The 20,935-nt window shown below is 65.6% G+C and carries 20 protein-coding genes and 1 pseudogene; 14 read left to right on the plus strand and 7 right to left on the minus strand.

All coding sequences use genetic code 11. The features are described from left to right. Nucleotides 1–136: 136 nt before the first annotated feature. Nucleotides 137–715, plus strand: a complete 579-nt coding sequence (locus tag P2869_RS26425) for a DUF4142 domain-containing protein (protein WP_199542343.1) — start codon at nt 137–139, stop codon at nt 713–715. A 227-nt stretch (nt 716–942) separates the two neighbouring features. On the opposite strand, the gene P2869_RS26430 is transcribed toward P2869_RS26425, so the two are convergent. Both P2869_RS26430 and P2869_RS26435 read right to left on the minus strand, forming a co-directional pair. Further along, a complete protein-coding gene (locus P2869_RS26430; protein WP_277598434.1) occupies nt 943–3,060 on the minus strand; it encodes a phospholipase C, phosphocholine-specific in 2,118 nt (705 codons plus the stop codon). Between the two features lie 93 nt (nt 3,061–3,153). Continuing rightward, nucleotides 3,154–3,489, minus strand: a complete 336-nt coding sequence (locus tag P2869_RS26435) for a hypothetical protein (RefSeq protein WP_277598435.1) — start codon at nt 3,487–3,489, stop codon at nt 3,154–3,156. Between the two features lie 493 nt (nt 3,490–3,982). On the opposite strand from P2869_RS26435, the pseudogene P2869_RS26440 reads away from it, so the two are divergent. Together P2869_RS26440 and P2869_RS26445 are read left to right on the plus strand one after the other, a co-directional pair. Beyond that, nucleotides 3,983–4,723: pseudogene (locus tag P2869_RS26440) on the plus strand (GNAT family protein); the annotation flags it as partial. Between the two features lie 130 nt (nt 4,724–4,853). Further along, complete coding sequence (locus tag P2869_RS26445; protein WP_277598437.1) at nt 4,854–5,441, plus strand: LysE family translocator; 588 nt, start codon at nt 4,854–4,856, stop codon at nt 5,439–5,441. A gap of 210 nt (nt 5,442–5,651) precedes the next feature. Here the strand turns inward: P2869_RS26445 and P2869_RS26450 are convergent, their stop codons facing one another. The 5 genes from P2869_RS26450 to phnF all read right to left on the minus strand — a co-directional run bounded on the left by P2869_RS26450 (nt 5,652) and on the right by phnF (nt 9,714). Continuing rightward, the gene (locus P2869_RS26450) at nt 5,652–6,536 is read right to left on the minus strand and encodes an AraC family transcriptional regulator (RefSeq protein WP_277598438.1); all 885 of its coding nucleotides are present in this window, start codon (nt 6,534–6,536) and stop codon (nt 5,652–5,654) included. Nucleotides 6,537–6,700: 164 nt separating this feature from the next. Then, nucleotides 6,701–7,516 (minus strand): alpha/beta hydrolase, encoded by an 816-nt coding sequence (locus P2869_RS26455; RefSeq protein WP_277598439.1) that lies wholly within the window; start codon nt 7,514–7,516, stop codon nt 6,701–6,703. Between the two features lie 91 nt (nt 7,517–7,607). Continuing rightward, nucleotides 7,608–8,168 carry a phosphonate metabolism protein/1,5-bisphosphokinase (PRPP-forming) PhnN gene (gene phnN / locus P2869_RS26460; protein ID WP_277598440.1) on the minus strand — a complete coding sequence of 187 codons (561 nt, stop codon included), beginning with the start codon at nt 8,166–8,168 and terminating at the stop codon, nt 7,608–7,610. Next, on the minus strand, nt 8,165–8,959 hold the full coding sequence (locus P2869_RS26465) for a DUF1045 domain-containing protein (protein ID WP_277598441.1): 795 nt from the start codon (nt 8,957–8,959) through the stop codon (nt 8,165–8,167). Before P2869_RS26465 ends, phnN begins: the two co-directional genes overlap by 4 nt. After that, complete coding sequence (phnF, locus tag P2869_RS26470; protein WP_277598442.1) at nt 8,956–9,714, minus strand: phosphonate metabolism transcriptional regulator PhnF; 759 nt, start codon at nt 9,712–9,714, stop codon at nt 8,956–8,958. The genes P2869_RS26465 and phnF overlap by 4 nt, the downstream gene beginning before the upstream one ends. 207 nt (nt 9,715–9,921) lie before the next feature. Here phnF and phnG point away from each other — a divergent pair, with 207 nt between their 5' ends. From phnG to P2869_RS26525, 11 genes are all read left to right on the plus strand, one after another. Beyond that, complete coding sequence (gene phnG / locus P2869_RS26475) at nt 9,922–10,437, plus strand: phosphonate C-P lyase system protein PhnG (protein WP_277598443.1); 516 nt, start codon at nt 9,922–9,924, stop codon at nt 10,435–10,437. A gap of 23 nt (nt 10,438–10,460) precedes the next feature. After that, entirely contained in the window at nt 10,461–11,102 is a 642-nt protein-coding gene (gene phnH / locus P2869_RS26480; RefSeq protein WP_277598444.1) for a phosphonate C-P lyase system protein PhnH, read from the plus strand. Beyond that, nucleotides 11,102–12,340 carry a carbon-phosphorus lyase complex subunit PhnI gene (locus tag P2869_RS26485; RefSeq protein ID WP_277598445.1) on the plus strand — a complete coding sequence of 413 codons (1,239 nt, stop codon included), beginning with the start codon at nt 11,102–11,104 and terminating at the stop codon, nt 12,338–12,340. The genes phnH and P2869_RS26485 overlap by 1 nt, the downstream gene beginning before the upstream one ends. Further along, entirely contained in the window at nt 12,327–13,235 is a 909-nt protein-coding gene (locus P2869_RS26490) for an alpha-D-ribose 1-methylphosphonate 5-phosphate C-P-lyase PhnJ (RefSeq protein WP_126878659.1), read from the plus strand. Before P2869_RS26485 ends, P2869_RS26490 begins: the two co-directional genes overlap by 14 nt. Next, the gene (phnK, locus tag P2869_RS26495) at nt 13,232–14,002 is read left to right on the plus strand and encodes a phosphonate C-P lyase system protein PhnK (protein WP_126878660.1); all 771 of its coding nucleotides are present in this window, start codon (nt 13,232–13,234) and stop codon (nt 14,000–14,002) included. The genes P2869_RS26490 and phnK overlap by 4 nt, the downstream gene beginning before the upstream one ends. A gap of 85 nt (nt 14,003–14,087) precedes the next feature. Then, the gene (locus P2869_RS26500; protein WP_277599857.1) at nt 14,088–14,909 is read left to right on the plus strand and encodes an ATP-binding cassette domain-containing protein; all 822 of its coding nucleotides are present in this window, start codon (nt 14,088–14,090) and stop codon (nt 14,907–14,909) included. Between the two features lie 65 nt (nt 14,910–14,974). Beyond that, the gene (locus P2869_RS26505) at nt 14,975–16,108 is read left to right on the plus strand and encodes an alpha-D-ribose 1-methylphosphonate 5-triphosphate diphosphatase (RefSeq protein WP_017775356.1); all 1,134 of its coding nucleotides are present in this window, start codon (nt 14,975–14,977) and stop codon (nt 16,106–16,108) included. A gap of 377 nt (nt 16,109–16,485) precedes the next feature. Then, nucleotides 16,486–17,265 carry an ABC transporter substrate-binding protein gene (locus P2869_RS26510; RefSeq protein ID WP_017775355.1) on the plus strand — a complete coding sequence of 260 codons (780 nt, stop codon included), beginning with the start codon at nt 16,486–16,488 and terminating at the stop codon, nt 17,263–17,265. Nucleotides 17,266–17,554: 289 nt separating this feature from the next. Next, complete coding sequence (locus P2869_RS26515) at nt 17,555–18,670, plus strand: succinylglutamate desuccinylase/aspartoacylase family protein (RefSeq protein ID WP_277598446.1); 1,116 nt, start codon at nt 17,555–17,557, stop codon at nt 18,668–18,670. A gap of 454 nt (nt 18,671–19,124) precedes the next feature. Next, entirely contained in the window at nt 19,125–20,288 is a 1,164-nt protein-coding gene (locus tag P2869_RS26520; protein ID WP_126878662.1) for a porin, read from the plus strand. Between the two features lie 219 nt (nt 20,289–20,507). Further along, nucleotides 20,508–20,912 (plus strand): DUF6232 family protein, encoded by a 405-nt coding sequence (locus P2869_RS26525; RefSeq protein WP_199542311.1) that lies wholly within the window; start codon nt 20,508–20,510, stop codon nt 20,910–20,912. Nucleotides 20,913–20,935 lie beyond the last annotated feature (23 nt).

Genomic DNA, 20,935 nt, shown 5'->3' on the forward strand with positions numbered 1-20,935 from the left:
TTCACCTCGGCCCTGCGGGCGCTTCTAGAATCCCTCCGGCAATTCGCGTGGCGCGAAGCGGTGCTGCATCGGCAAGTCTTGAACGGCCGTCAGCACTGCCCTCGTGCCCTGCCCTTCATCCTCACACGGAGAATTCATGACCCGCTTGCCTCTCGCCCTCGCCGCTCGATCTGCCGCTCGTTCTGCCGTCTGTGTCACCACGCTTCTCGCCGCCTTCGCCGGCACAGCCCACGCGCAGCAGCCGCAATCACCGGCCGACGCCCCGAAACTCCACGCATCAGACGAAGCGTTCGTTGCCGATGCCACCAAGGGCGTGTCCACGCAGATCGACGCCGCGCGCATCGCCACCGCGCGCTCCACCGACCGCGACGTCAAGGCCTTTGCCGAACGCGTGGCGAGTGACGACGCGAAGGTGTCCGCCGCATTGCGCGCCGCCAGCCCGCGTGGCGTGGACGTGCCGAAGAACGACCCCGACGTGGCTGCACTCGACAGCGTGAAGAACCTGCGCGGCGCCGACTTCGACAAGGCCTACATCGAACAGGTCGCGCTGGGCGGCGGACAAAAAACGCTCTCGGCGTTCCAGGCGGAAATCGCTTCGGGGCGCAACGAGCCGTTGAAGGACGCCGCACGCAAGGCGCTGCCCACGATCCAGCAGCACTACGCGATGGCGCAGGAACTGGCGAAGCGCAAGCATCTGCCCGAAGGCGCGCAGTGAGGTGAATGGCACACGGCGTGTCTGACGCAGGCTTGAATGAACCTGCACCCCCGTGTGCATGAATCGAACAACTGCTGCAACAAAGTTCATGGCAACCGATGCCACCATGAACTGAAGCCGTTACGGCACATGCACCGGCAGTGCACCGTAACGGCTTCACAACCTGCACTCAAACGCCGGGCCAGGCCCAGCGGGCACTAACCGGCCATCACATCAAACCCGCGCCCTCAAACCGTGGCGATCCCCGGATCGCTGACGCTCGGGCGCCCCGTCTCCACGTGACCGGCAAAGCGCTGCAGGAACGCGCTGTCGCCGTTGTCCACCACGGAGAGGTCATACCATCCGTGGCTGCCGCGCAGGTCCCAATAGTCTTCCACGTGATCGCCGGGCTTCACCGTGAACACACGCGGATAACCCGTGCCGTACGCGTTCGTCACCGTGATGTGGCGCGCGGTGCTGCCGCGATTCACGAGGCGCAGCGAGACGTTGCCGTTCGCCACGTCGTAGCCCGTTTGCACTTCGAGGCGTGCATGACGGCCCTTGCCCGCTGCAGTCGACACCGAATAGTTGCCCTTGAACTCGCGCAGGAAACCGTTCGGACCATGCACGGCGAAGTCGTAGACGTCGTCCGTGGAGGAAAGCGGCGTCCATGCGGTCGAAAGTTTCTTGCCGGCTTCAACGGTGTAGGTCCACGGTCCGTCGGTGCGGCTTTGCGAGGTCACGTAGAACGCCGCGCCCACCTCGCCACGGTTGAAGAACTCCAGACGGAAGCGTCCGCTCTCGCCTTCCGCGTGACCGTGCACGAACAGCTCGTAAGGCAGCGCGCGCGCCGGACGCAGCCCGCGCTCCTGACGCGGCAGCGACTGCACGAGCGGCGGCAGCGGCACGTAGTCGGGATGGCGCAGACGGTCGGGCGGCGCATAGCCCGTGGTGTCGGGCAACTGCGGCCACGAGCCGTTCGGATTCGCGAAGTTGAACGCCGTGGTGAGGTCGCCGCACACCGCGCGACGCCACGGCGTGATGTTCGATTCGGGAATGTTGTACTGGCGGCCGAAGCGGCGTTCGATAAAGCGGATCAGCGACGTGTGGTCGAACACCTGCGAGCAGAGCCAGCCGCCGCGGCTCCACGGCGAGACCACCGTCATCGGCACGCGCACGCCGAGGCCGTAGGGGCCGGCCTGGTTGTTCGAATCGCCGGCATAGATCTCGTTGGCCGTGCTCACCGTGGAGGCACCGTTCCCGTTCGACGACGGCGCATACGGCGGCACCATGTGATCGAAGAAGCCATCGTTCTCGTCGTAGGTGATGAAGAGCGCCGTGCGGCTCCACACTTCCGGGTTCGACGTCAGCACCTTGAGCACCTGTTCCACGTACCACGCGCCGTAGTTCGCGGGCCAGTTGGGGTGCTCGGTGTAGGCCTCGGGCGCCACGATCCACGTGACCTGAGGCAGCGTGCCGTTCGACACGTCCTGTTGCAGCACGTCGAACAGCGTGCCGCCCGCGCTCACGTTCGTGCCCGTGCGCGCCTTCTCGTAGAGCGGCGAGCCGGGCTGCGCGTTCTGGTACTGGTGGAAGTACAGGAGCGAGTTGTCGCCGTAGTTGCCGATGTAGGGGTTCTGCGTCCAACCCCACGAACCCGCTGCCGTGAGCCCCGTGCCGATGTCCTGATAGATCTTCCACGACACGCCGGCCTGCTCCAGCACCTCGGGATACGTGCTCCAGCCGTAGCCGGCTTCGGCATTCGAGATCACGGGGCCGCCGCCCGAGCCGTCGTTGCCCACCCAGCCCGTCCACATGTAGTAGCGGTTCGGGTCGGTCGGGCCCATCAGCGAGCAGTGGTACGCGTCGCAGATCGTGAAGGCGTCGGCGAGCTGGTAGTGGAACGGAATGTCGTTGCGCGTGAGGTACGCCATTGTCGTGGTGCCCTTGTGGGGAACCCAGCCGTCGTAGCGGCCGTTGTTGAACGCGCCGTGCGTGTCGGTCCAGCCGTGCGGCAGGTCCTGCACGAACTGCATGCCGAGGTTCGGCGCATCCGGATGAAACGGCAGCAGATAGCCGCCCACGCCGTTCGGCTGGTACCAGACCGGCTTGCCGTTTTGCAGGGTGACGGGCCGCGGATCGCCGAAGCCGCGCACGCCGCGCATCGTGCCGAAGTAATGATCGAACGAGCGGTTCTCCTGCATCAGGATCACGATGTGGCCGACGTCTTCGATCGTTCCCGTGGCGTTGTGAGCGGGAATGGCGAGCGCATCGCGAATGGTTTGCGGCAGCGCGCCGAGCATCGCGGCAGCACCGGCCGAGCCGGCGGCAAGACGCAGAAAGTCACGACGATTCTTCGAGGTCATCTTGTTTCGTCCAGAGGTAGGGGCAAGCTTCAACGGAAAAACAGAGGTCCGCTCGCTTCAGTACGGCACGCGCCGAGCGGCTCTGCGCAACGGTTACTGCGCGTAGTGCATGACGGGTGAGGCGAGGCCGTCGGCGGAAGGCGCCGCGGCCTGAAGCTGGGCGTTGGCCGCGGACTGCACGGCCTGGGCAGGCGGACTGCCCGTGTTGCCGTTCGCGGCCGTGCCGTTGCTCGCGCTTTCGTTGTTCGCGTCGCTTGGTCCGCAGGCGGCGAGCGAAACAGAGAGCAGCGTGGCCGCGAACCATGCAAGCGGGGAACGGCGTAAGGCGATCGCGCGGCGCGAATTCACGCGCGGCAGGGGCCGCAGGAGTGGTACATGCAACGTATGCGACGCACGCGATGCATACGACTCGTTCGACACCTTCGGCATTCGCGTAAGCGGTCTTGAGCTTCCGTTCATCTTGTTGCCTTGGCTTCTGGTGGGTGTTCGTCGGTCCGGGTCGGCCGGGTTGGCCCGAGTGGGTCCTGCCTGGTGTGCTTTCTTGCGGCGGGTCCGGTCGATTGGATGGGCGTGACGCTCGCCCAGAGCGTCACGTCGTGATTGCTGCTCCAGCCACTGCCGAATGGCGGGCAGCATACCGGCGCGACCGTGTCACCTTCGTGAATCCGGTAAGGGGTGAATCGGCGCGCGAACCGTGTGGCAAGGGTCTCAGCGGGGTTCAGCTTGCAAGGCGTTACCTTTTGTTACTCTTTCGCTGCCGCCAGGTCAGTGCTTCGAGTGCATGGCCAGGGTACGCGCCGAACGGATGAAAGCCGCGTTCGTGGCACCATCGAATGCGCGGCCCGTGGATCTTCAACGCGGCCCGCGACGACGCTAGAGTTTTCCGTTTTCTACTTGCCGCATCGAACCGAACGGGGCTGCCATGTCTGCACCTACCAACGCGCCTTTGAATGCGCTTATGAACGAATACGGACAACCCATCGGCGAGCCGGTGCCAGGCTGGTCGGCCCGCCCCGTGCCCGAAGCGGTCACGCTCGAAGGCACGTACTGCCGCCTTGAGCCGCTCGACGCCGGCCGTCACGCCGCAGACCTCTACGCGGCCTATCACGCCGCAGCCGACGTGCGCGACTGGACTTACCTGGCGGTGGGTCCGTTCGAGCGCCCGGAAGACTATCGGCGTCACGCCGAAGCCGCGGCGCAGAGCACCGACCCACGCCACTACGCCGTGATCGACCGCAAGACGGGCAAGGCCGTGGGCTCACTGGCACTCATGCGGATCGAACCCGCGCATGGCGTCATCGAGGTGGGCCACGTCACGTTCTCGCCGCTTCTCAAACAGACGCCGCTCTCGACAGAAGCGCAGTTCCTCCTCATGCGCTATGTCTTCGATACGCTCGGCTACCGTCGCTACGAATGGAAATGCGACAGCCTCAATGCGCCCTCGCGCAAGACGGCGGCGCGGCTCGGCTTCCAGTTCGAGGGCATCTTCCGGCAGGCCATCGTCTACAAGGGACGCAACCGCGACACGGCCTGGCACTCGATCATCGACAAGGAATGGCCGCTGCTGAAACAGGCCTTCGAAGCGTGGCTCGCGCCCGCGAATTTCGACGACGCGGGACGACAACGCCAATCGCTAACCGAGGTGCGCGCGCAGCATTCGCAGGGCGCGTGATCTGTCCGTCCACGCGCGACGCCTGCCGCTGAGTACTCAGGGCAATTTTCTTCAATACGCGCGGCCTGCCCGCCGGTACCTTGCGATCTCGTTCTTCCAGCACGCAAGGTATCGGCGCCTCATGAGCATCTATCTTTCCATGGCGGCCTTCGCGCTCGCCACGTCCGTCACGCCCGGTCCCGTCAACATCGTGGCGCTCACGAGCGGTGCACGCTACGGCTTGTCCGCGAGCCTCAGACACGTCACGGGCGCCACGGTGGGCTTCACCGCGCTACTCGTACTCACGGGTCTCGGACTGCATGAACTGCTGGTGCGATGGCCAGGCGCCACGCATGCGATCCAGTGGGCAGGCGTCGCGTTCCTGCTCTACATGGCCTTCAAGCTCGCCACGGACGACGGCCGGCTCGACACGGCGGACGCCACCCAGGCGCCCTCGCTGCTCTCCGGCGCCACGATGCAGTGGCTCAATCCGAAGGCATGGCTTGCGTGCCTCTCGGGCATGGGCGCCTACGCGGCCTATGGTGGAAACAGCCGGGTGTGGGAATTCGCGGCGATCTACTTTCTGATCTGCTACGGGTCGATCGCGAGCTGGGCGTATGTCGGTTCGTTTTTGAGCCGCTATCTGCGCGACGTGCGGCGTGTGAGGCTGTTTAATCGTTTGATGGCGGTTTTGCTCGCCGCGAGTGCGGTTTATCTGTTGATGGCCTAGTTCTTCAGCCGCTGATGCAGCGTCCGCTCGCTCAAGCCATCGCGTGACGGAAGCGCTGTTCACGCGACTTGCCATCGCGCTTCGCTATTCGCTATTCGCTATTCGCTATTCGCTATTCGCTATTCGCTATTCGCTATTCGCTATTCGCTATTCGCTATTCGCTATTCGCTATTCGCTATTCGCCCACGATAGCGTCGAATAGCACGACGCTCAGGCTTCCTGGCCCACGCGCATCGCCGCCCGATATTGCCCCGGCGTAGCCGCAACATACTGCCGGAACGCGCGTTGCAGATGCGCCTGGTCCGCGAAGCCGGCGTCGATCGCGACGTCCGCAATGGCGCGGCCGCGCTTGAGCTGCGCGCGGCTGTAATCCACGCGCCGGTTGACGAGCCACGCGTGCGGCGTCATGCCGTAATGCTGCTTGAACGCGCGGATCAGATAAGACGGCGACAGGTCGGCCGCCGCGCAAATTTCGTCGAGCCGCAGTGCACGCGTGCAGTGCTCGCGGATGTAGTCGGCCGCGCGCGCCAGCTTGAGGTTTCCCTCGTCGGCACGCGAAGGGGCCGGGTTGAGCGCGCGATGCAGGTCCGTGAAGAAGTCGATCACCACGCCGTGCTTGTGCAACAGATCGCCGTGCGGATCGGTAAGCGTTGCATACAGGCCGTTGAGTCCGGCATACAGATGCGGCGCGGTGGTCCACGTGGTGGCAAAGCCGCGATAACCGAGGTTTTGGCTGAAGCCGAGTTCGCGCTGCAGATTCGTGAGCCACTGCACGTCCACATAGATCATGCAATAGGACCATGCCTCGTCGGCCACGGGGTTGCATGCGTGAAGCTCTTCCGGATTCACGACCACCACCGCGCCCGCGCCAATCGGTTGGAGCGACGTGCCCTTCGAGCCGTTCAGGTACGTGCTGTGCCCGCCTGTGACGGCGCCAATGGAAAACGTGTCGTGCGTGTGGCGCGTGTAGCAGACCTTGCGGCCATCCCGCACCGAGCGCGCCTCGACAAAGGACAACGCGGCATCACGCCAGAACCTGGGCGTGGTGGCATCGTCCTGCGGCACGGCGTGAATGCTGTTCGTATGCGTCGTCATGGATGGCGGATCGAGTGCGGATAGATAAAACGCTGCTACACGGATGCAGGCAAGCCTGGAAGTCAGGTGGAAATCAGGTGAATCAGCTGGAAGCAGCCGGGAGCGGGCCGACCCATTTTATCCGCGACCCGCGGCACGCGCGAATGGCTCGCATGCGCTCAGGGTTAGTCGCCCAGTTGAGCGAGCCGTTCGAGAAACCTCTGCAGTACGCGATTAAACGCGCGAGGTCGCTGCAATGGCGCGAAATGGCTGACGTCGGGCAGCACGATCCATTGCGCCTCCGGAATGCTGCGTGCGAGATATTCGGCGTGCTCGCGCTTGATGAACTCGTCGTGCTCGCTGTGGACGATCGCCACCGGTACGCGGATTTTGGCGAGGTCCGCGGCCGTGTAGTTCGGCTCGGTGCGCATCATCTGGGTCACGGCGGCAACGAACGCGTCGAAGTCGTCAGGTGTGGCGGAGAGCGCGGCATAGTCGAGCGCATGCCGCCGAAAGCAGCGGTCGATCACGTCGGTCGGCACGAAAGGCTTTGCACCGCTCGGGTCCATGTTGCAGCCGAAGAAGAACACGCCTGCAACGCGCTCAGGTGCCTTCATCGCGAGGATCAGGGCGATGCAGGCACCGTCGCTCCAGCCCACCACGGGCGCGCGTTGGATATGCAACGCGCTCATGACCGCGAGCACGTCCGACGCCATGCGTTCGTAGGTGAACGGACGCGCGTCGCGCGTGCTGCGTCCGTGACCGCGGCTGTCGATCAGCAGCACGGAACGCCCGGCCGCGACGAGATCCGGCACTTGGTATCCCCAGTTACCGCCATGGCCCAGGCCGCCGTGCAGCAGCACGACCGGCGCGCCGCTGCCGTGCAGCGCGTAGCGGATGCGGGCGCCGTCGTGATCCACGTAGCCCTCGTCCGCGGCGGCGGGCAGCGATGGCGCACCGTGTGCTTCGAAGCGGAGCAGGTCGTCGTCGAAGGTTTCCATGTCGAGGTTCCTCCTTGCGTGATGGGCTGTACCTCTACGACGACGAACGAGCCCCTTCCGCTTCGACCGCGACGGGAAGATTTTTTTGCGTTCAGCCGGCGATACGGCGCACGACCTCGACAAACGCGCGCCCTGCTTCATGCAGCGAGCCGGAGTTGTCGATGCGGGTCAGCGCGACGCCTGCCGGCATACGGAACGGCGCCTCTCGTGCGAGGCGCGCCGCAACCTCGGCCGCGGTCTCGCGGCCTCGCGAGGCGAGCCGCGTAGCCAGCACGTCGGGCGCGGCTTCTACATGAACCACGTGCAGTTGCGCGTACCGCTCCAGCGCGCGGTCCAGATATGCACGGGAACCGTTCACGACCACCGTGCAGCCGCGCGTGAGCCACGCGTCGAGTTCGATACCAATCCCGTAGCGCAAACCGTGACTGGCCCATTCGAGCGCAAAGAGCCCAAGCGACGAACGTGCCTCGAATTCCGCGGACGTGAGCGGCACATGGTTCTCGCCGTTGCCGCTGGGCCGCGTGATGTAGCGGTGCGCAAACAGCACGCGCGGCTCGTTCAGATGTTCGCGCGCGAAGCCGAGCAGCGCGTCTTTGCCCGCACCGGAAGGGCCCATCACGTAGATCAGGTTGCCGTAGTTGCCCTTCGTCATCGGCTTCGCGCTCCGTTGGCCGTGGCGTCGATGTGTGCCGTGATGCCGGCGCCCGCGAACGGCAGGCGCTGCCACAACACGAACGGTGCGCCCGGCGCGGGTTCGACGAAAAGCGCGGCGCCGTGCACCGGCAACGCGCCGAGTTGCGGCACGCGCTGCGCCCACCAGGCGCACAGCGTGTCGCGTTCGTGGGCGTCGTCGAGCGAACTGGACAGTGTCATGTGAAAGCGAAACTCCTCGAACACGTACGGATAGCCCCACGCATCGAGCAGCTCGCGCTGACGCGGCGTAAGCGGCGCTTCGTGACGGCGGGCGAGATCGGCCGCGGCGAGCGGTGCACGCAGCGGCGCAAGCGTTCGCAGTGCATCGGCAGCGAGCGCGCGCATCTGCGCGTCACCTTCCGACGTGGCCGGACGAAGCGCGACGAAATTGCCGAGCGTGGCGGCCTCGGCCTGCAAGTCGAAGCCGGTCTGATGCTGTGCCCATCTGCACGCGGCCTCGAATGCCTGATGAGACGCAACACCAGGCGCGAGACGGAAAGGCGGCACCAGCGTGCCGTGCCAGCCGTAGCGGCGCGGTGCCTCGGTGAGCGCTCGCAGCGGGTGCTGCAAAGCCGGCGGCTGGGGCGCGGCGAACGTCACATCGACTTCAGGATCGCGGCCTAGCCACGCGCACCCTTCAGTCCACCACGGCGACTCGCGCGGCGGCGCGTAATACAGTGCGAAGCGCGCTTCAGAGGACCACTGCGCGTGCGCGTTGCCTGCAAACCCTGCTGCGGCCCCCGCGCTCATAGCTCGTTTTCCACGAGCAGTTGCACGCGATCCGCCGCGAAGTGCGTAACACCGTACTTGATCGGCGTGCCATCCGGATCCACGTCCACGTTCTCGACCCACAGCACCGGCTGCTGCCGGTTGATGTTGAGTCGCCGTGCGACTTCGGCGTCGGGCAGCACGCTGCCGATGCGGCTCCACTTGCGCAGGTAGTCCGTGAGGCCGTATTCGGCAAAGGCCTTCGTGCTGCCGCCCGCGCGATCCATGACGGCGGGCAGGTCGGGAAAACGCGCGGCCGGATACCAGCTGCGTGCGTAGGTGAGCGGCACACCGTCCGACTCGTGCAGCGTTTCCATGCGATAGACCAGCGCGCCCACACGCAGCCCCAGCGCCTTCGCCACCGCAGGGTCGGCCTTCACGCGCGACGACGACAGCACCTTGCCCGCCGCCGCATGATGCTGCTGGCGCAGGTTCTCGGTGAAGCGCGTGCGGCGGCCGATCGTGTAGTCGATGGCGCCAGGCTGCACGAATGTGCCGCGCCCCTGCTCCACGCTGACGAGCCCTTGTGCCGCGAGTCCGAGCATGGCGCGCCGCACGGTATGGCGATTGACGTCGAAGCGCCGCGCGAGTTCGCCTTCGCTGGGCAGGCGCCCGTCTTCACCGAAGCCGCGCGCCGCGATTTCAGCGGCCAGAATCTGCTCGATCTGCCGCCATACCGCCACGCCCGCGCCGCGTTCGAGCTGCGTGCCCCGCGTTGCTTCGTCGGTGGATGTCATGGTGCTGTCATTCCCCCAGGTTCAAATAATCGACCTCGCATTGTAGTGCGCAGCGCGTGATGGAAGTATGAAAAGCCACGCCTCGCAGAACAGGCACAATTCTACCTCTAAACGTCTAGACGTTTAGATGAATAGATGGTCAAATGGCGGCACTGCATCACCCCCCGCCCGTTTCGACACACGGCATTGCGCCAGAGAGGATCGTCGATGAACGCAACGTCTGCTGAACCTACCCAACCCACGCCTTCAGCGCGGCGCCAATGGATGGCCGTGCTTGCCCGCACGTCTCGCTCCGAACTCGAAGCGGCCCTTGTCCGTGCGCTCGAAGGGCAGCCGCGTCCCGCCTACGACTGGCTGCGCCGGCCCGAGACCGGGCTCGCGATGGTGCGCGGTCGCGTCGGCGGCAGTGGCGACGCATTCAACCTGGGCGAAGCCACGGTCACACGCGCCACGCTACGACTGCGCAGCGCGAATAGCGACACATCGAGCGACACGCCAGCCGACGCTGCGATCGGCGTGGCATGCCATCTGGGCCGCGACAAGCGGCGCGCGGAACTCGCGGCGCTTGCCGACGCGCTGCTTCAATTGCCCGATCGGCACGCGCAACTTCACGCGCAGTTGATTGAACCGCTTGCGGCACGCATTGCCGCAGCGCGCTCGGCGTGTGAACAGGCGGTGGCCTCCACGCGTGTCGAATTCTTCACCATGGTGCGGGGCGACTGATGAACGAACCGACTGCAACGAATATGGCCCACCCCACAGCGAATGCGGCGCAGATTGCGCTTTCCGCCTTGACGCCCGGCTTCGCCGATCCCGTTCACGACACGCAAGTGGTCTTCCGCACGCTGCTCGACGCTCTCTCGCGCCCCGGCAGAGTCGGCACGATCGAAACGCCGCTGCCCTCCGCGGATACCTCGGGCAGCCTGCGTTCGCGCGCCGATCTTGCGGCATTCGCCGCGCTGCTCGCGCTTTGCGATTACTCCACGCCCGTGTGGCTCGCGCAGCCCGACGCGGTGCTCGGTTCTGCGCTGCGCTTTCACACTGGCGCGCCGCTCACCGAAGAGGCGCACGACGCCGCATTCGCCTACGTGCACGACGCGGACACGTTGCCGTCGCTCGAGCGCTTTTCGCTGGGGGAACCGGAATCGCCCGAACACGCGGCGACGCTGCTGATCCGCGTCACCGCGCTCACGGGCGGCACGCGGGTCGTGCTGCGCGGCCCCGGCATCGAGCATACGCACACCATCGCACCCATTGGCCTGCCCGCGCGCTTCTGGCACGAACGCGCTGCGCTGGGCCCGCTCTTTCCGTGCGGAATCGACTGCTACCTCGTCTGCGGCGCAACGCTCATCGGCTTGCCGCGCACCACGCTCGCGGAGGTGAACTGATGTACGTCGCCGTCAAAGGAGGCGAGCGCGCCATCGAGGCTTCATGGCGTCTGCTCGACGAGGCACGTCGCGGCGACACGCGCGTCGCCGAACTCAGCGTGCGGCAGATTCGCGAGCAGTTGCGTCTTGCCGTGGCGCGTGTGATGACCGAAGGCTCGGTCTACGACGAAGAACTGGCTGCGCTCGCCATCAAGCAGGCCGCGGGCGACCTCGTGGAAGCGATCTTTCTGCTGCGCGCGTGGCGCACCACGGTGCCGCGTTTCAGCTACACGTTGCCCATCGAAACCGAAGCGATGCAGATAGAACGCCGCATTTCGGCTACGTTCAAGGACGTGCCCGGCGGTCAGTTGCTGGGCGCGACCTACGATTACACGCAGCGTTTGCTCGATTTCGCGTTGCTGGCTGAAGGTTCGGATGAAGAAGGCAATACGGTTCATGCAACGGACGCGCCGCAAGATGCACGCCCCCCTCTGGAAAGCATGAACACCCGCCACGCGCCCGCCGCCAGTTCCATGCCTCGCGTCGTCGCGCTGCTGGATCGCGAAGGCCTGATCGAACAGGAAGTGCCCTCGCCTGCAGGCCGCGAGCCCGGCGACCTCACGCGCGAGCCGCTCGCATTCCCCGCAGATCGCGCCACGCGTCTGCAAAACCTCGCGCGCGGCGACGAAGGCTTCCTGCTCGCGATGGGCTACGCCACGCAGCGCGGCTACGCGAATTCGCATCCGTTCGCGGGCGAGATCCGCTTTGGGTCGGTAGACGTCGAGATGGTGCTCGACGAACTGGGCGAGGCGGTGGTGATTGGCGAAATCGACGTGACCGAGTGCCAGATGGTGAATCAGTTCGCGGGCAGCAAAGACGTACCGCCCACCTTCACGCAAGGTTATGGCCTCGCGTTCGGACACGCGGAGCGCAAGGCGATGGCCATGGCACTCGTGGACCGCGCGCTGCGCGCCGATGAACTCGGCGAGCCGGTCGAATCGCCCACCCAGGACGTGGAATTCCTGCTCTCGCACAGCGACAACGTGGAAGCGTCGGGCTTCGTTCAGCATTTGAAGCTGCCGCACTACGTCGACTTCCAGTCGGAACTCGAACTCGTGCGGCGGCTGCGTGCCGAGCAGCGGGCTCAACACGATGCCTCACACATTGCGCCACGAGAAAGGGAACACGCCGTGGCACACGTCGCGCGCAGCGAAAGCGAACACGACGAAGACAAGGAGCAAGCGCATGAACGCGCCTGAAACACTGTCGGGCCCAGCGTCGCACGACGCAGAAGGCTACAACTTCGCCTACCTCGACGAGCAGACCAAGCGCATGATTCGCCGCGCCGTGCTCAAGGCCGTTGCGGTGCCGGGCTACCAGGTGCCGTTCGCATCGCGCGAAATGCCGCTGCCTTTCGGCTGGGGCACAGGCGGCATCCAGGTGACGGCGTCGATCATCGGTCGCCACGACACGCTGAAGGTGATCGATCAGGGCTCCGACGAAACGACGAACGCGGTCAATATTCGCCGCTTCTTCGCACGCACGGCGGCGGTGGCCACCACGCGCAAGACCGCGGACGCCACCATCATCCAGACACGCCATCGCATTCCCGAAACACCGCTCACCGAGAAGCAGATTCTCGTCTACCAGGTACCCATGCCCGAGCCGCTGTTCCGGCTCGAGCCTCGCGTGGCCGAAACGCGAAAGATGCATGCGCTTGCGGACTACGGCCTCATCAGCGTGAAGCTCTACGAGGACATCGTGCGCCACGGCAGCATTGCGACCACCTACGACTACCCCGTGATCGTGAACGGCCGCTATCTGACTTCGCCCTCGCCCATCCCCAAGTTCGACAACCCGAAGATGCATCGCAACCCTGCGTTGCAGCTCTTCGGTGCGGGGCGCGAACGCCGCATCTACGCGATTCCGCCGTACACGAACGTGCGCAGTCTCGACTTCGACGATCACCCGTTCGAGATTCAGCGCTGGGAGCATGCGTGCGCGCTGTGCGGATCGCGCGAGAGCTTTCTCGATGAAATGATCGTGGACGACGAAGGCACGCGCATGTTTGTCTGCTCGGACAGCGACTATTGCCACACGCGCCGCGAGTCCGCTGAAAATTGCGCGAACACCGCGACAGGAGACGCCGCATGAAACCGCTCCTCAGCGCACGTCATCTCACGAAGCAGTATGGCGGCCGCAACGGCTGCCGCGACGTGAGCTTCGATCTGTATCCCGGCGAGGTGCTCTGCATCGTGGGCGAATCGGGTTCGGGAAAAACGACGCTGCTCAATGCACTCGCGCTGCGCACGCCGTCCGACGCGGGCACGCTGCACTACACCACCGCACACGGCGACACGCTGGACCTGTTCGCGCTTTCCGAACCGCGCCGCCGTCTGCTCATGCGCACCGAATGGGGTTTCGTGCAGCAGAATCCGCGCGATGGACTGCGGATCGGCGTCTCGGCCGGCGCGAACATCGGCGAGCCGTTGATGGCGGTGGGCGCGCGCCACTACGGGCAGATTCGCGACAACGCCACGCAATGGATGACGCGCGTCGAACTCGACCCTTCGCGCATCGACGAGTTGCCCACCGCGTTTTCAGGCGGCATGCAGCAACGGCTGCAGATTGCACGCAACCTCGTGACGGGCCCCCGCCTCGTGTTCATGGACGAACCCACGGCGGGCCTCGACGTCTCCGTGCAGGCACGCCTGCTCGATCTGCTGCGCACGCTCACGGGCACGCTGCATCTTTCGGTGCTGATCGTCACGCACGACATCGGCGTGGCGCGACTGCTCGCGCATCGGTTGATGGTCATGCAAGGCGGCGAGGTGGTGGAGTCCGGCCTGACCGACCAGGTGCTCGACGATCCGCAGCATCCGTACACGCAGACGCTCGTTTCGTCCGTGCTGCCCGTATGACGCACGCCCTGCACTGTCTACTGGAAATACCGGAAACCGGAATGTGCCCATGACTCCTTCTCTCGCAGAACCGCACGCGCATGCCATGACGCACGACATGACCCGTGCGTTCGCCGATCAGCCCGCGCTCATGCTGCGCGCCGTCGGCGTGCACAAGACCTTCACGCTGCACGGCCAGGGCGGCATCGAAATCGAAGCGCTCGCGGGCGTGTCGCTCGACGTCGCACGCGGCGAGTGTGTCGTGCTGGTCGGCCCTTCGGGTGCCGGCAAAAGCACGCTATTGCGCTGCCTGTATGGCAATTACCTTGCGAGTGCGGGGACGATTGCCGTGCGCTGCGGGGCGGCAGTCGATGGTGCCGAATGCGCGGCTGAAGACTCAACGCGCACGAACCCCGCCGCACACTGCATCGCCATCACGAACGCCGAGCCGCGCGACGTGCTGCATCTGCGCCGTCACATGATGGGCTACGTGAGCCAGTTCTTGCGTGTGATCCCGCGCGTGCCCACGCTCGCGCTCGTCGCGGCGCCGCTCGTGGCGCGCGGCGTGCCCGAAGACGAAGCCGAGCATCGCGCCGCGGCGCTACTCGAGCGGCTCAACATTCCGAAGCGACTGTGGCCGCTCGCGCCCGCCACGTTTTCGGGCGGCGAGCAACAGCGCGTGAACATTGCGCGCGGTCTGATCGCGGGCCATCCGCTGTTGCTGCTCGACGAACCCACGGCCTCGCTCGATGCGGAAAATCGCGACGTCGTGGCGGATTTGATCGTGGAAGCGCGCGAGCGCGGTGCGGCAATTGTCGGTATCTTCCATGACGAAGACACGCGCCTGAAAGTAGCCACGCGACGCCTCGAATTACAGCCGCCTTTGTCTTGCGGCGCGAACGCACTCACACCGGCCGCGCTGCATTGAGCGACGCGACTATGCCGAACGAAAGCGGTCCTGCATACGCGGCCCGCAGAACAAGGAGCCAACCGATGTTGATCAAGAACGCTCGCATCGTGACGCGAGACGAGGTATTCGAAGGCGTGGTGCGCATCGAGGACGGCACGATCCGCGAGGTCCAGCGCGGCACCACCTCGGCGCCCGAAGCCGAAGACTGGGCCGGTGACTACCTGCTGCCCGGCCTGATCGAGCTTCATACGGACAATCTCGAAAAACATCTCGCGCCGCGCCCCGGCGTGCAATGGAACACCGACGCCGCCTTCGTGATTCACGACGCCCAGGTGGCCGCCGCAGGCATCACGACCGTGTTCGACGCGCTCGCCATCGGCACGCGCCTTTCGGTGGGCGTACGCGGGCGCGACGTGCAGATGCGCTGCGCGGCCTCGCTGGAACGCTTCGCCACGCGGCAACTGCTGCGTGCCGAGCACTTCCTGCACCTGCGCTGCGAGATCGCGACCGAAGACGTCGTCGAGCTGTTCGACGAACTGTGCACGCATCCGCTGATGCGGCTCGCGTCCGTGATGGATCACACGCCTGGCCAGCGCCAGTGGCACGACCCCGCGCAATGGCGCCGCTATCAGGAACGGCACGGCAAATGGACCGACGAGCAGGCGGCCACCATGCTCGCCGAACTGGCCGACGAACAGCAGCGTTTCGCCGACACGCATCGCCATCAGATCGTTACGCGCTGCAAGGCGCGCAACATTCCGGTGGCAAGCCACGACGACACGCTCGTGGAACACGTCGAGCAGGCCGCCGCCGAGGGCGTCGCGATCTCCGAATTTCCGACCACGCGCGCCGCGGCGCAGGCCGCGCGCGAACGCGGCATCGCCACCGTGATGGGCGCGCCGAACGTGGTGCGCGGCGGCTCGCATTCGGGCAACGTGTCGGCGCTCGAACTCGCGCAGGCGGGCCTGCTCGACATCCTCTCCTCGGACTACGTGCCCTCCAGCCTGCTCACCGCCGCCTTCGAACTGGTCCACAAGGCCGACTGGAGCCTGCCGCGCGCACTGGCCACGGTCTCGTCGGAGCCCGCGCGCCACGCCGGTCTGACGGATCGCGGCGCGATCGAGCCGGGCCTGCGGGCGGACATGGTGCGCGTGACCATGCTCGATGCGCTGCCCGTTCCGCGCGCCACGTATCGCGCCGGCCAGCGCATCGTTTGAGCACCGCGGGGCATGAGCAGAGGCGCGCGCGACATACGTCTGGCATAAAGTCGCAGCCGCGCCTCTAGAGCGACCTTTCGGGACGCCTTCATCGCGTGCCGCCCTGCCGCATCGCAACAGGCTTGTAAAGCCCGCCACGCACGGCTGTCGCGCCCGCGCAAAAGAAGCCGTGCTGCGCCGTGTCGCGATCTGCCTTGGCCGCGCCATCCGGTATTACACTAGCTCCGCTTTAATTTTGACTTGGTAAGCTTGGCGCGCTCTGCTGGCCGCCGGCCGGCGGCCATAACAGGGGCCGGGCGCGACAGGCGCCACCCTCCGCCCTGCGGGCGGCACAACCGCGCGCATGGCTATTCGAACCACTCCGAGGAGTAAAAACAGTGAAAAAACTGCTTGCGGCCGTGACGGTTGCCCTGCTTGCCCTTTCGGCGGGCGCCCATGCCAAAGACTGGACGACGATTCGTTTCGGCGTCGACGCCAGCTACCCGCCGTTTGAATCGAAGGCCTCCGACGGCAAGCTGGTCGGCTTCGATATCGACCTCGGCAATGAAATCTGCGCGCGCCTGAAAGCCAAGTGCGTCTGGGTGGAAAACGACTTCGACGGCATGATCCCCGCACTGAAGGCGAAGAAGTTCGACGGCGTGCTGTCGTCGATGTCCATGACGCCGCAACGCGCCGAACAGATCGCGTTCTCGTCGAAGCTCTTCAACACGCCGACGCGCCTCGTCGCCAAGAAGGGCTCGGGCATCAAGCCGACGCCTGAATCGCTCGCGGGCAAGACCGTGGGCGTCGAGCAGGGCACGATCCAGGAAACGTACGCGAAGACCTACTGGGAGCCGAAGGGCGCCAAGGTCGTGCCGTACCAGAACCAGGATCAGGTCTACGCCGACCTGCTGTCGGGCCGCCTCGACGCAGCGCTGCAAGATGCCGTGCAGGCCGACATCGGCTTCCTGAAGACGCCGCGCGGCGCCGGTTACGAGTTCGTGGGCAAGGACCTCGTCGATCCGAAGATTCTCGGCAACGGTGCCGGCATCGGCCTGCGCAAGGAAGATACCGACCTGAAGGCGAAGATCGACAAGGCGATCGCCGACATCCTCAAGGACGGCACCTACAAGAAGCTCGAGAAGAAGTACTTCGACTTCGACGTGTACGGCGGCTGATTCCGCGGTTCTCCGCGCTGTTTCCCCTACAGCCGGTTGCGGCACACGCCGTACCGGCTGCACGGACCGGCCGCATGAACCAGGAGTACGCAAACGGGCTGCGCGATACGCGCGGCCCGTTTTGTTTTGGCGCGCCGTATCGCCGCAAGCGCGCCTGAACCAGGCCCCAGGCGCGACTCATCGCGGCACGCTCCGCACAGCGTGCCCATATCGGCTAAGATCGGCGGATTCCCTCAACGCCACCTCAACTGTCTTTCGTGCGGCACGCGCTGCACGGACCCCATCGATCATGCAGACCAGGAACCATCCGCTGATTTCGCCGACGCTCGGCACCGCCCGCCAGATCACGAGCTTCCACTACGGCCCTGCCGGCGGCCAGAAGATCTACATCCAGTCGTCCCTGCACGCCGACGAACTGCCGGGCATGCTGGTTTCGTGGGCGCTGCGCCGCAAGCTCGCCGCGCTCGAGGCCGCAGGCAAGATGCGCGGCGAAGTGGTCGTGGTGCCCGTACCGAACCCGATCGGCCTGAACCAGCACGTGCTGGGCCACCTTGCGGGCCGCTTCGAATCGAACACGGCGCAAAACTTCAATCGCAACTTCTACGATCTGGCCGCGCTCGTGCTGCCGTATATCGAAGAGCGCCTCACCGGCGACGTGGAGGCAAACCGCAACGCCATTCGCGCGACGATGCGCGAAGTGCTCGATGCGCAGCACCCGAAAACGGAACTGGATTCGCAACGCCTCGCGCTGCAACGCCTCTCGTACGACGCCGACGTCGTGCTCGACCTGCATTGCGACTGGGAAGCGGCGCTGCATCTGTACACGAACCCCGACCTCTGGGACGACGTGGAGCCGCTCGCGCGCTATCTCGACGCGAAGACGTCGCTGCTTGCGCTCAACTCCATCGGCAATCCGTTCGACGAGATTCACAGCTTCTGTTGGTCCGATCTGCGCGAACGCTTCGGCGACCGCTTCCCGATTCCGAACGGCTCGATCTCGGTCACGGTGGAACTGCGCGGCCAGGCCGACGTCTCGTACGAACTCGCGGACAAAGACGCGCAAGGAATCATCGAGTACCTCACGCTGCGCGGCGTGATCGACGGTACGGCCGCGCCGCTGCCGCCGCTCGCGTTCGACGCCACGCCGCTCGCCGGCACGGAGCCCATCGTCGCGCCGGCGAGCGGCGTGCTAGTGTTTCGCGCCCTGTACGGCGAGTGGGTGGAAGCGGGCACGGCTATCGCGGATATCGTCGACCCGCTCACGGACGAAATCACCACACTCAAATGCACCGTGAGCGGCGTGCTCTACGCGCGGCACCGTGCACGCCTTGCGACGGCGGGCATGGAAGTGGCGCGCGTGGCCGGCGCAACGCCCATCCGCACGGGGTCGCTGCTCTCGCAGTGAACGTCGCGGGCGCCATTCATAGGCGGTGCCCGTTATTGGGGTGACTCTGCGGCTCAACGCCACGCCTCAACCCAACCCCTTCTCGCAACCCCCTTCTCGCAACGTCTTCTCGCAACGCATGACCCGATGGCCGGCTTCGGTATCCCGCCGGCCATCGCGCTTCATCCGTCCTGTCTTCCCTCGTCGCCCCTTTCCCTTCGCTGACTCGCGGTGGTTGCACGCGCAAACGCTTGCGCGCCGCTGCGCAGTCTCGTTCTGCACGATTCAGTCGCGCTCTTGTCCCGCGCCTCGCTGCCTATGCGACGCCATCGCTATGTAGCGTCCGCACCACAACTCCCTCCGAAATTCTTGCTGTCACATTCCTTTCGTTGCCGGCCCTTACATTGCAGCCCGTCGCATGACCTGCCGAAGATCAGGTGCGGCTATTGCATTCTTTTCTCCTGGAGAACACGCCTTGAACAAGAAAGTCTTGACCGCCGCTATTCTCGCCACGCTTGGCGGCACCGCCCACGCTCAAAGCAGCGTGACGCTGTACGGCCTGATCGACGCCGGTATCAGCTACGTGAACAACAGCAAGACCTCCACGGGCAGCGACAAGCTGTTCAAGTACGACGACGGCGTCGCGCAAGGCAGCCGCTGGGGCCTGCGCGGCACGGAAGACCTGGGCGGTGGCCTGAAGGCGATCTTCGTGCTCGAAAACGGCTTCAACAGCGGTAACGGCACGCTGGGCCAGGGCGGCGCGATGTTCGGGCGCCAGGCGTTCGTGGGTCTGTCGAAAACCGACGTCGGCTCGCTGACCTTCGGTCGCCAGTATTCGTTCACGACCGACTACCTGGGCGGCAGCTACTCCACGGGCGGTCTGACGGCAGCGGGCAACTACGCCTACCACGTCAACGACATCGACCAGCTCACGTCGAGCCGCATCAACAACGCGGTCAAGTTCAGCAGCGCGAACTTCGCAGGCTTCACGTTCGGCGCGTTGTACGGCTTCTCGAACCAGGCCGGCGCATTCGCGGGCGCGCCGCAGACGGGCACGACGGCCAACCCGGTCGCCGGTTCGTCGCGCGCATACAGCTTCGGCGCGAACTACGCCGCGGGTCCGCTCGGCATCGGCGCGGCCTATACGGACATCCGCTTCCCGAGCCAGGCGTCGCCTGCGTTCACGACGGCGATCTTTGGCATCAACACGGGCACCATCAAAGACCTGCGTTCGTTCGGTATCGGCGCACGCTACGCGTTCGGCCCGGCCACGCTGTGGGCCCTGTGGACCAACACGCTGCTCTCGCCCATCACGGGTTCGTCGACGATGTACAACGCCTACGAATTCGGCGGCAAGTACGCGTTCACGCCGGCACTGTCTGCAGCGGCGGGCTACACGTACTCGCGCTCGTCGGGTCTCTTCTCGGCGCACTGGAACCAGGTCAACGCCGTGGTGGATTACGCCCTCAGCAAGCGCACGGACGTGTACCTGCTCGGCGTCTACGAGCAGGCATCGGGCCACCTCGCGAACGGCACGCAGGTGCCGGCGCAGATTGGTTCGAGCACGAGCTACTTCAATACGTCCGGCACGTCGGACAACCAGGTCGCCGTGCGCGTGGGCATTCGCCACAAGTTCTAAGCGGCACATCTTGCCGGTGGCGCACGCGCTACGCGGTGCGTCGCCCACGCATCAGCAGAGCGCCCTTCGGGGCGCTTCTTTTTGCGCGCGGCTCGCGTCCTTTTCGGGCGGCGGTGCGCTTCTTACGGTCTCCATCGCGCTTCTGGTACCCTTCGCCCTTCCGGCTCATGCAGCACTCGCATGCAGCGCTTTCAGGCATTGGGTAACGAAGCAATGGCAATGGATACTCCTTTCAACGAACGCGGCGTCTCCGTCACGCGCAACGCAATCTCCGCGGCCGGGCAGGTCTTCACGTTGCGTGACGTGCACGACGTGCGGGTCATCACGGTGGGCAAGAACCGCGTCGTGCCGACGGTCATCAGCCTGTGCGGCGTGGCCGTTGCCATCGCGGGCGGCTGGTTCGGCACGGCGGCCGCGCTCGTGTGCGGCGCCATGCTCGTGGTGGTGGGCGGGCTCGCATGGACGACCCAAGACGTGACGCATCGGCTCATTGTCGCGACCGCGGCGGGCGATCGCGAAGCGGTGTCGAGTACGGATGCCGATTTCGTCGCACGCGTGGAGCGCGCGGTGAAAGACGCGCTGGCTGCGGCGAAAACGCAGCAGCAACAGCAACAACAGCAGTAACGAGAGCCGCAGCGGCGACGCCC

It is taken from the genome of Paraburkholderia sp. SUR17 (assembly GCF_029536165.1).
Taxonomy (GTDB): domain Bacteria; phylum Pseudomonadota; class Gammaproteobacteria; order Burkholderiales; family Burkholderiaceae; genus Paraburkholderia; species Paraburkholderia kururiensis.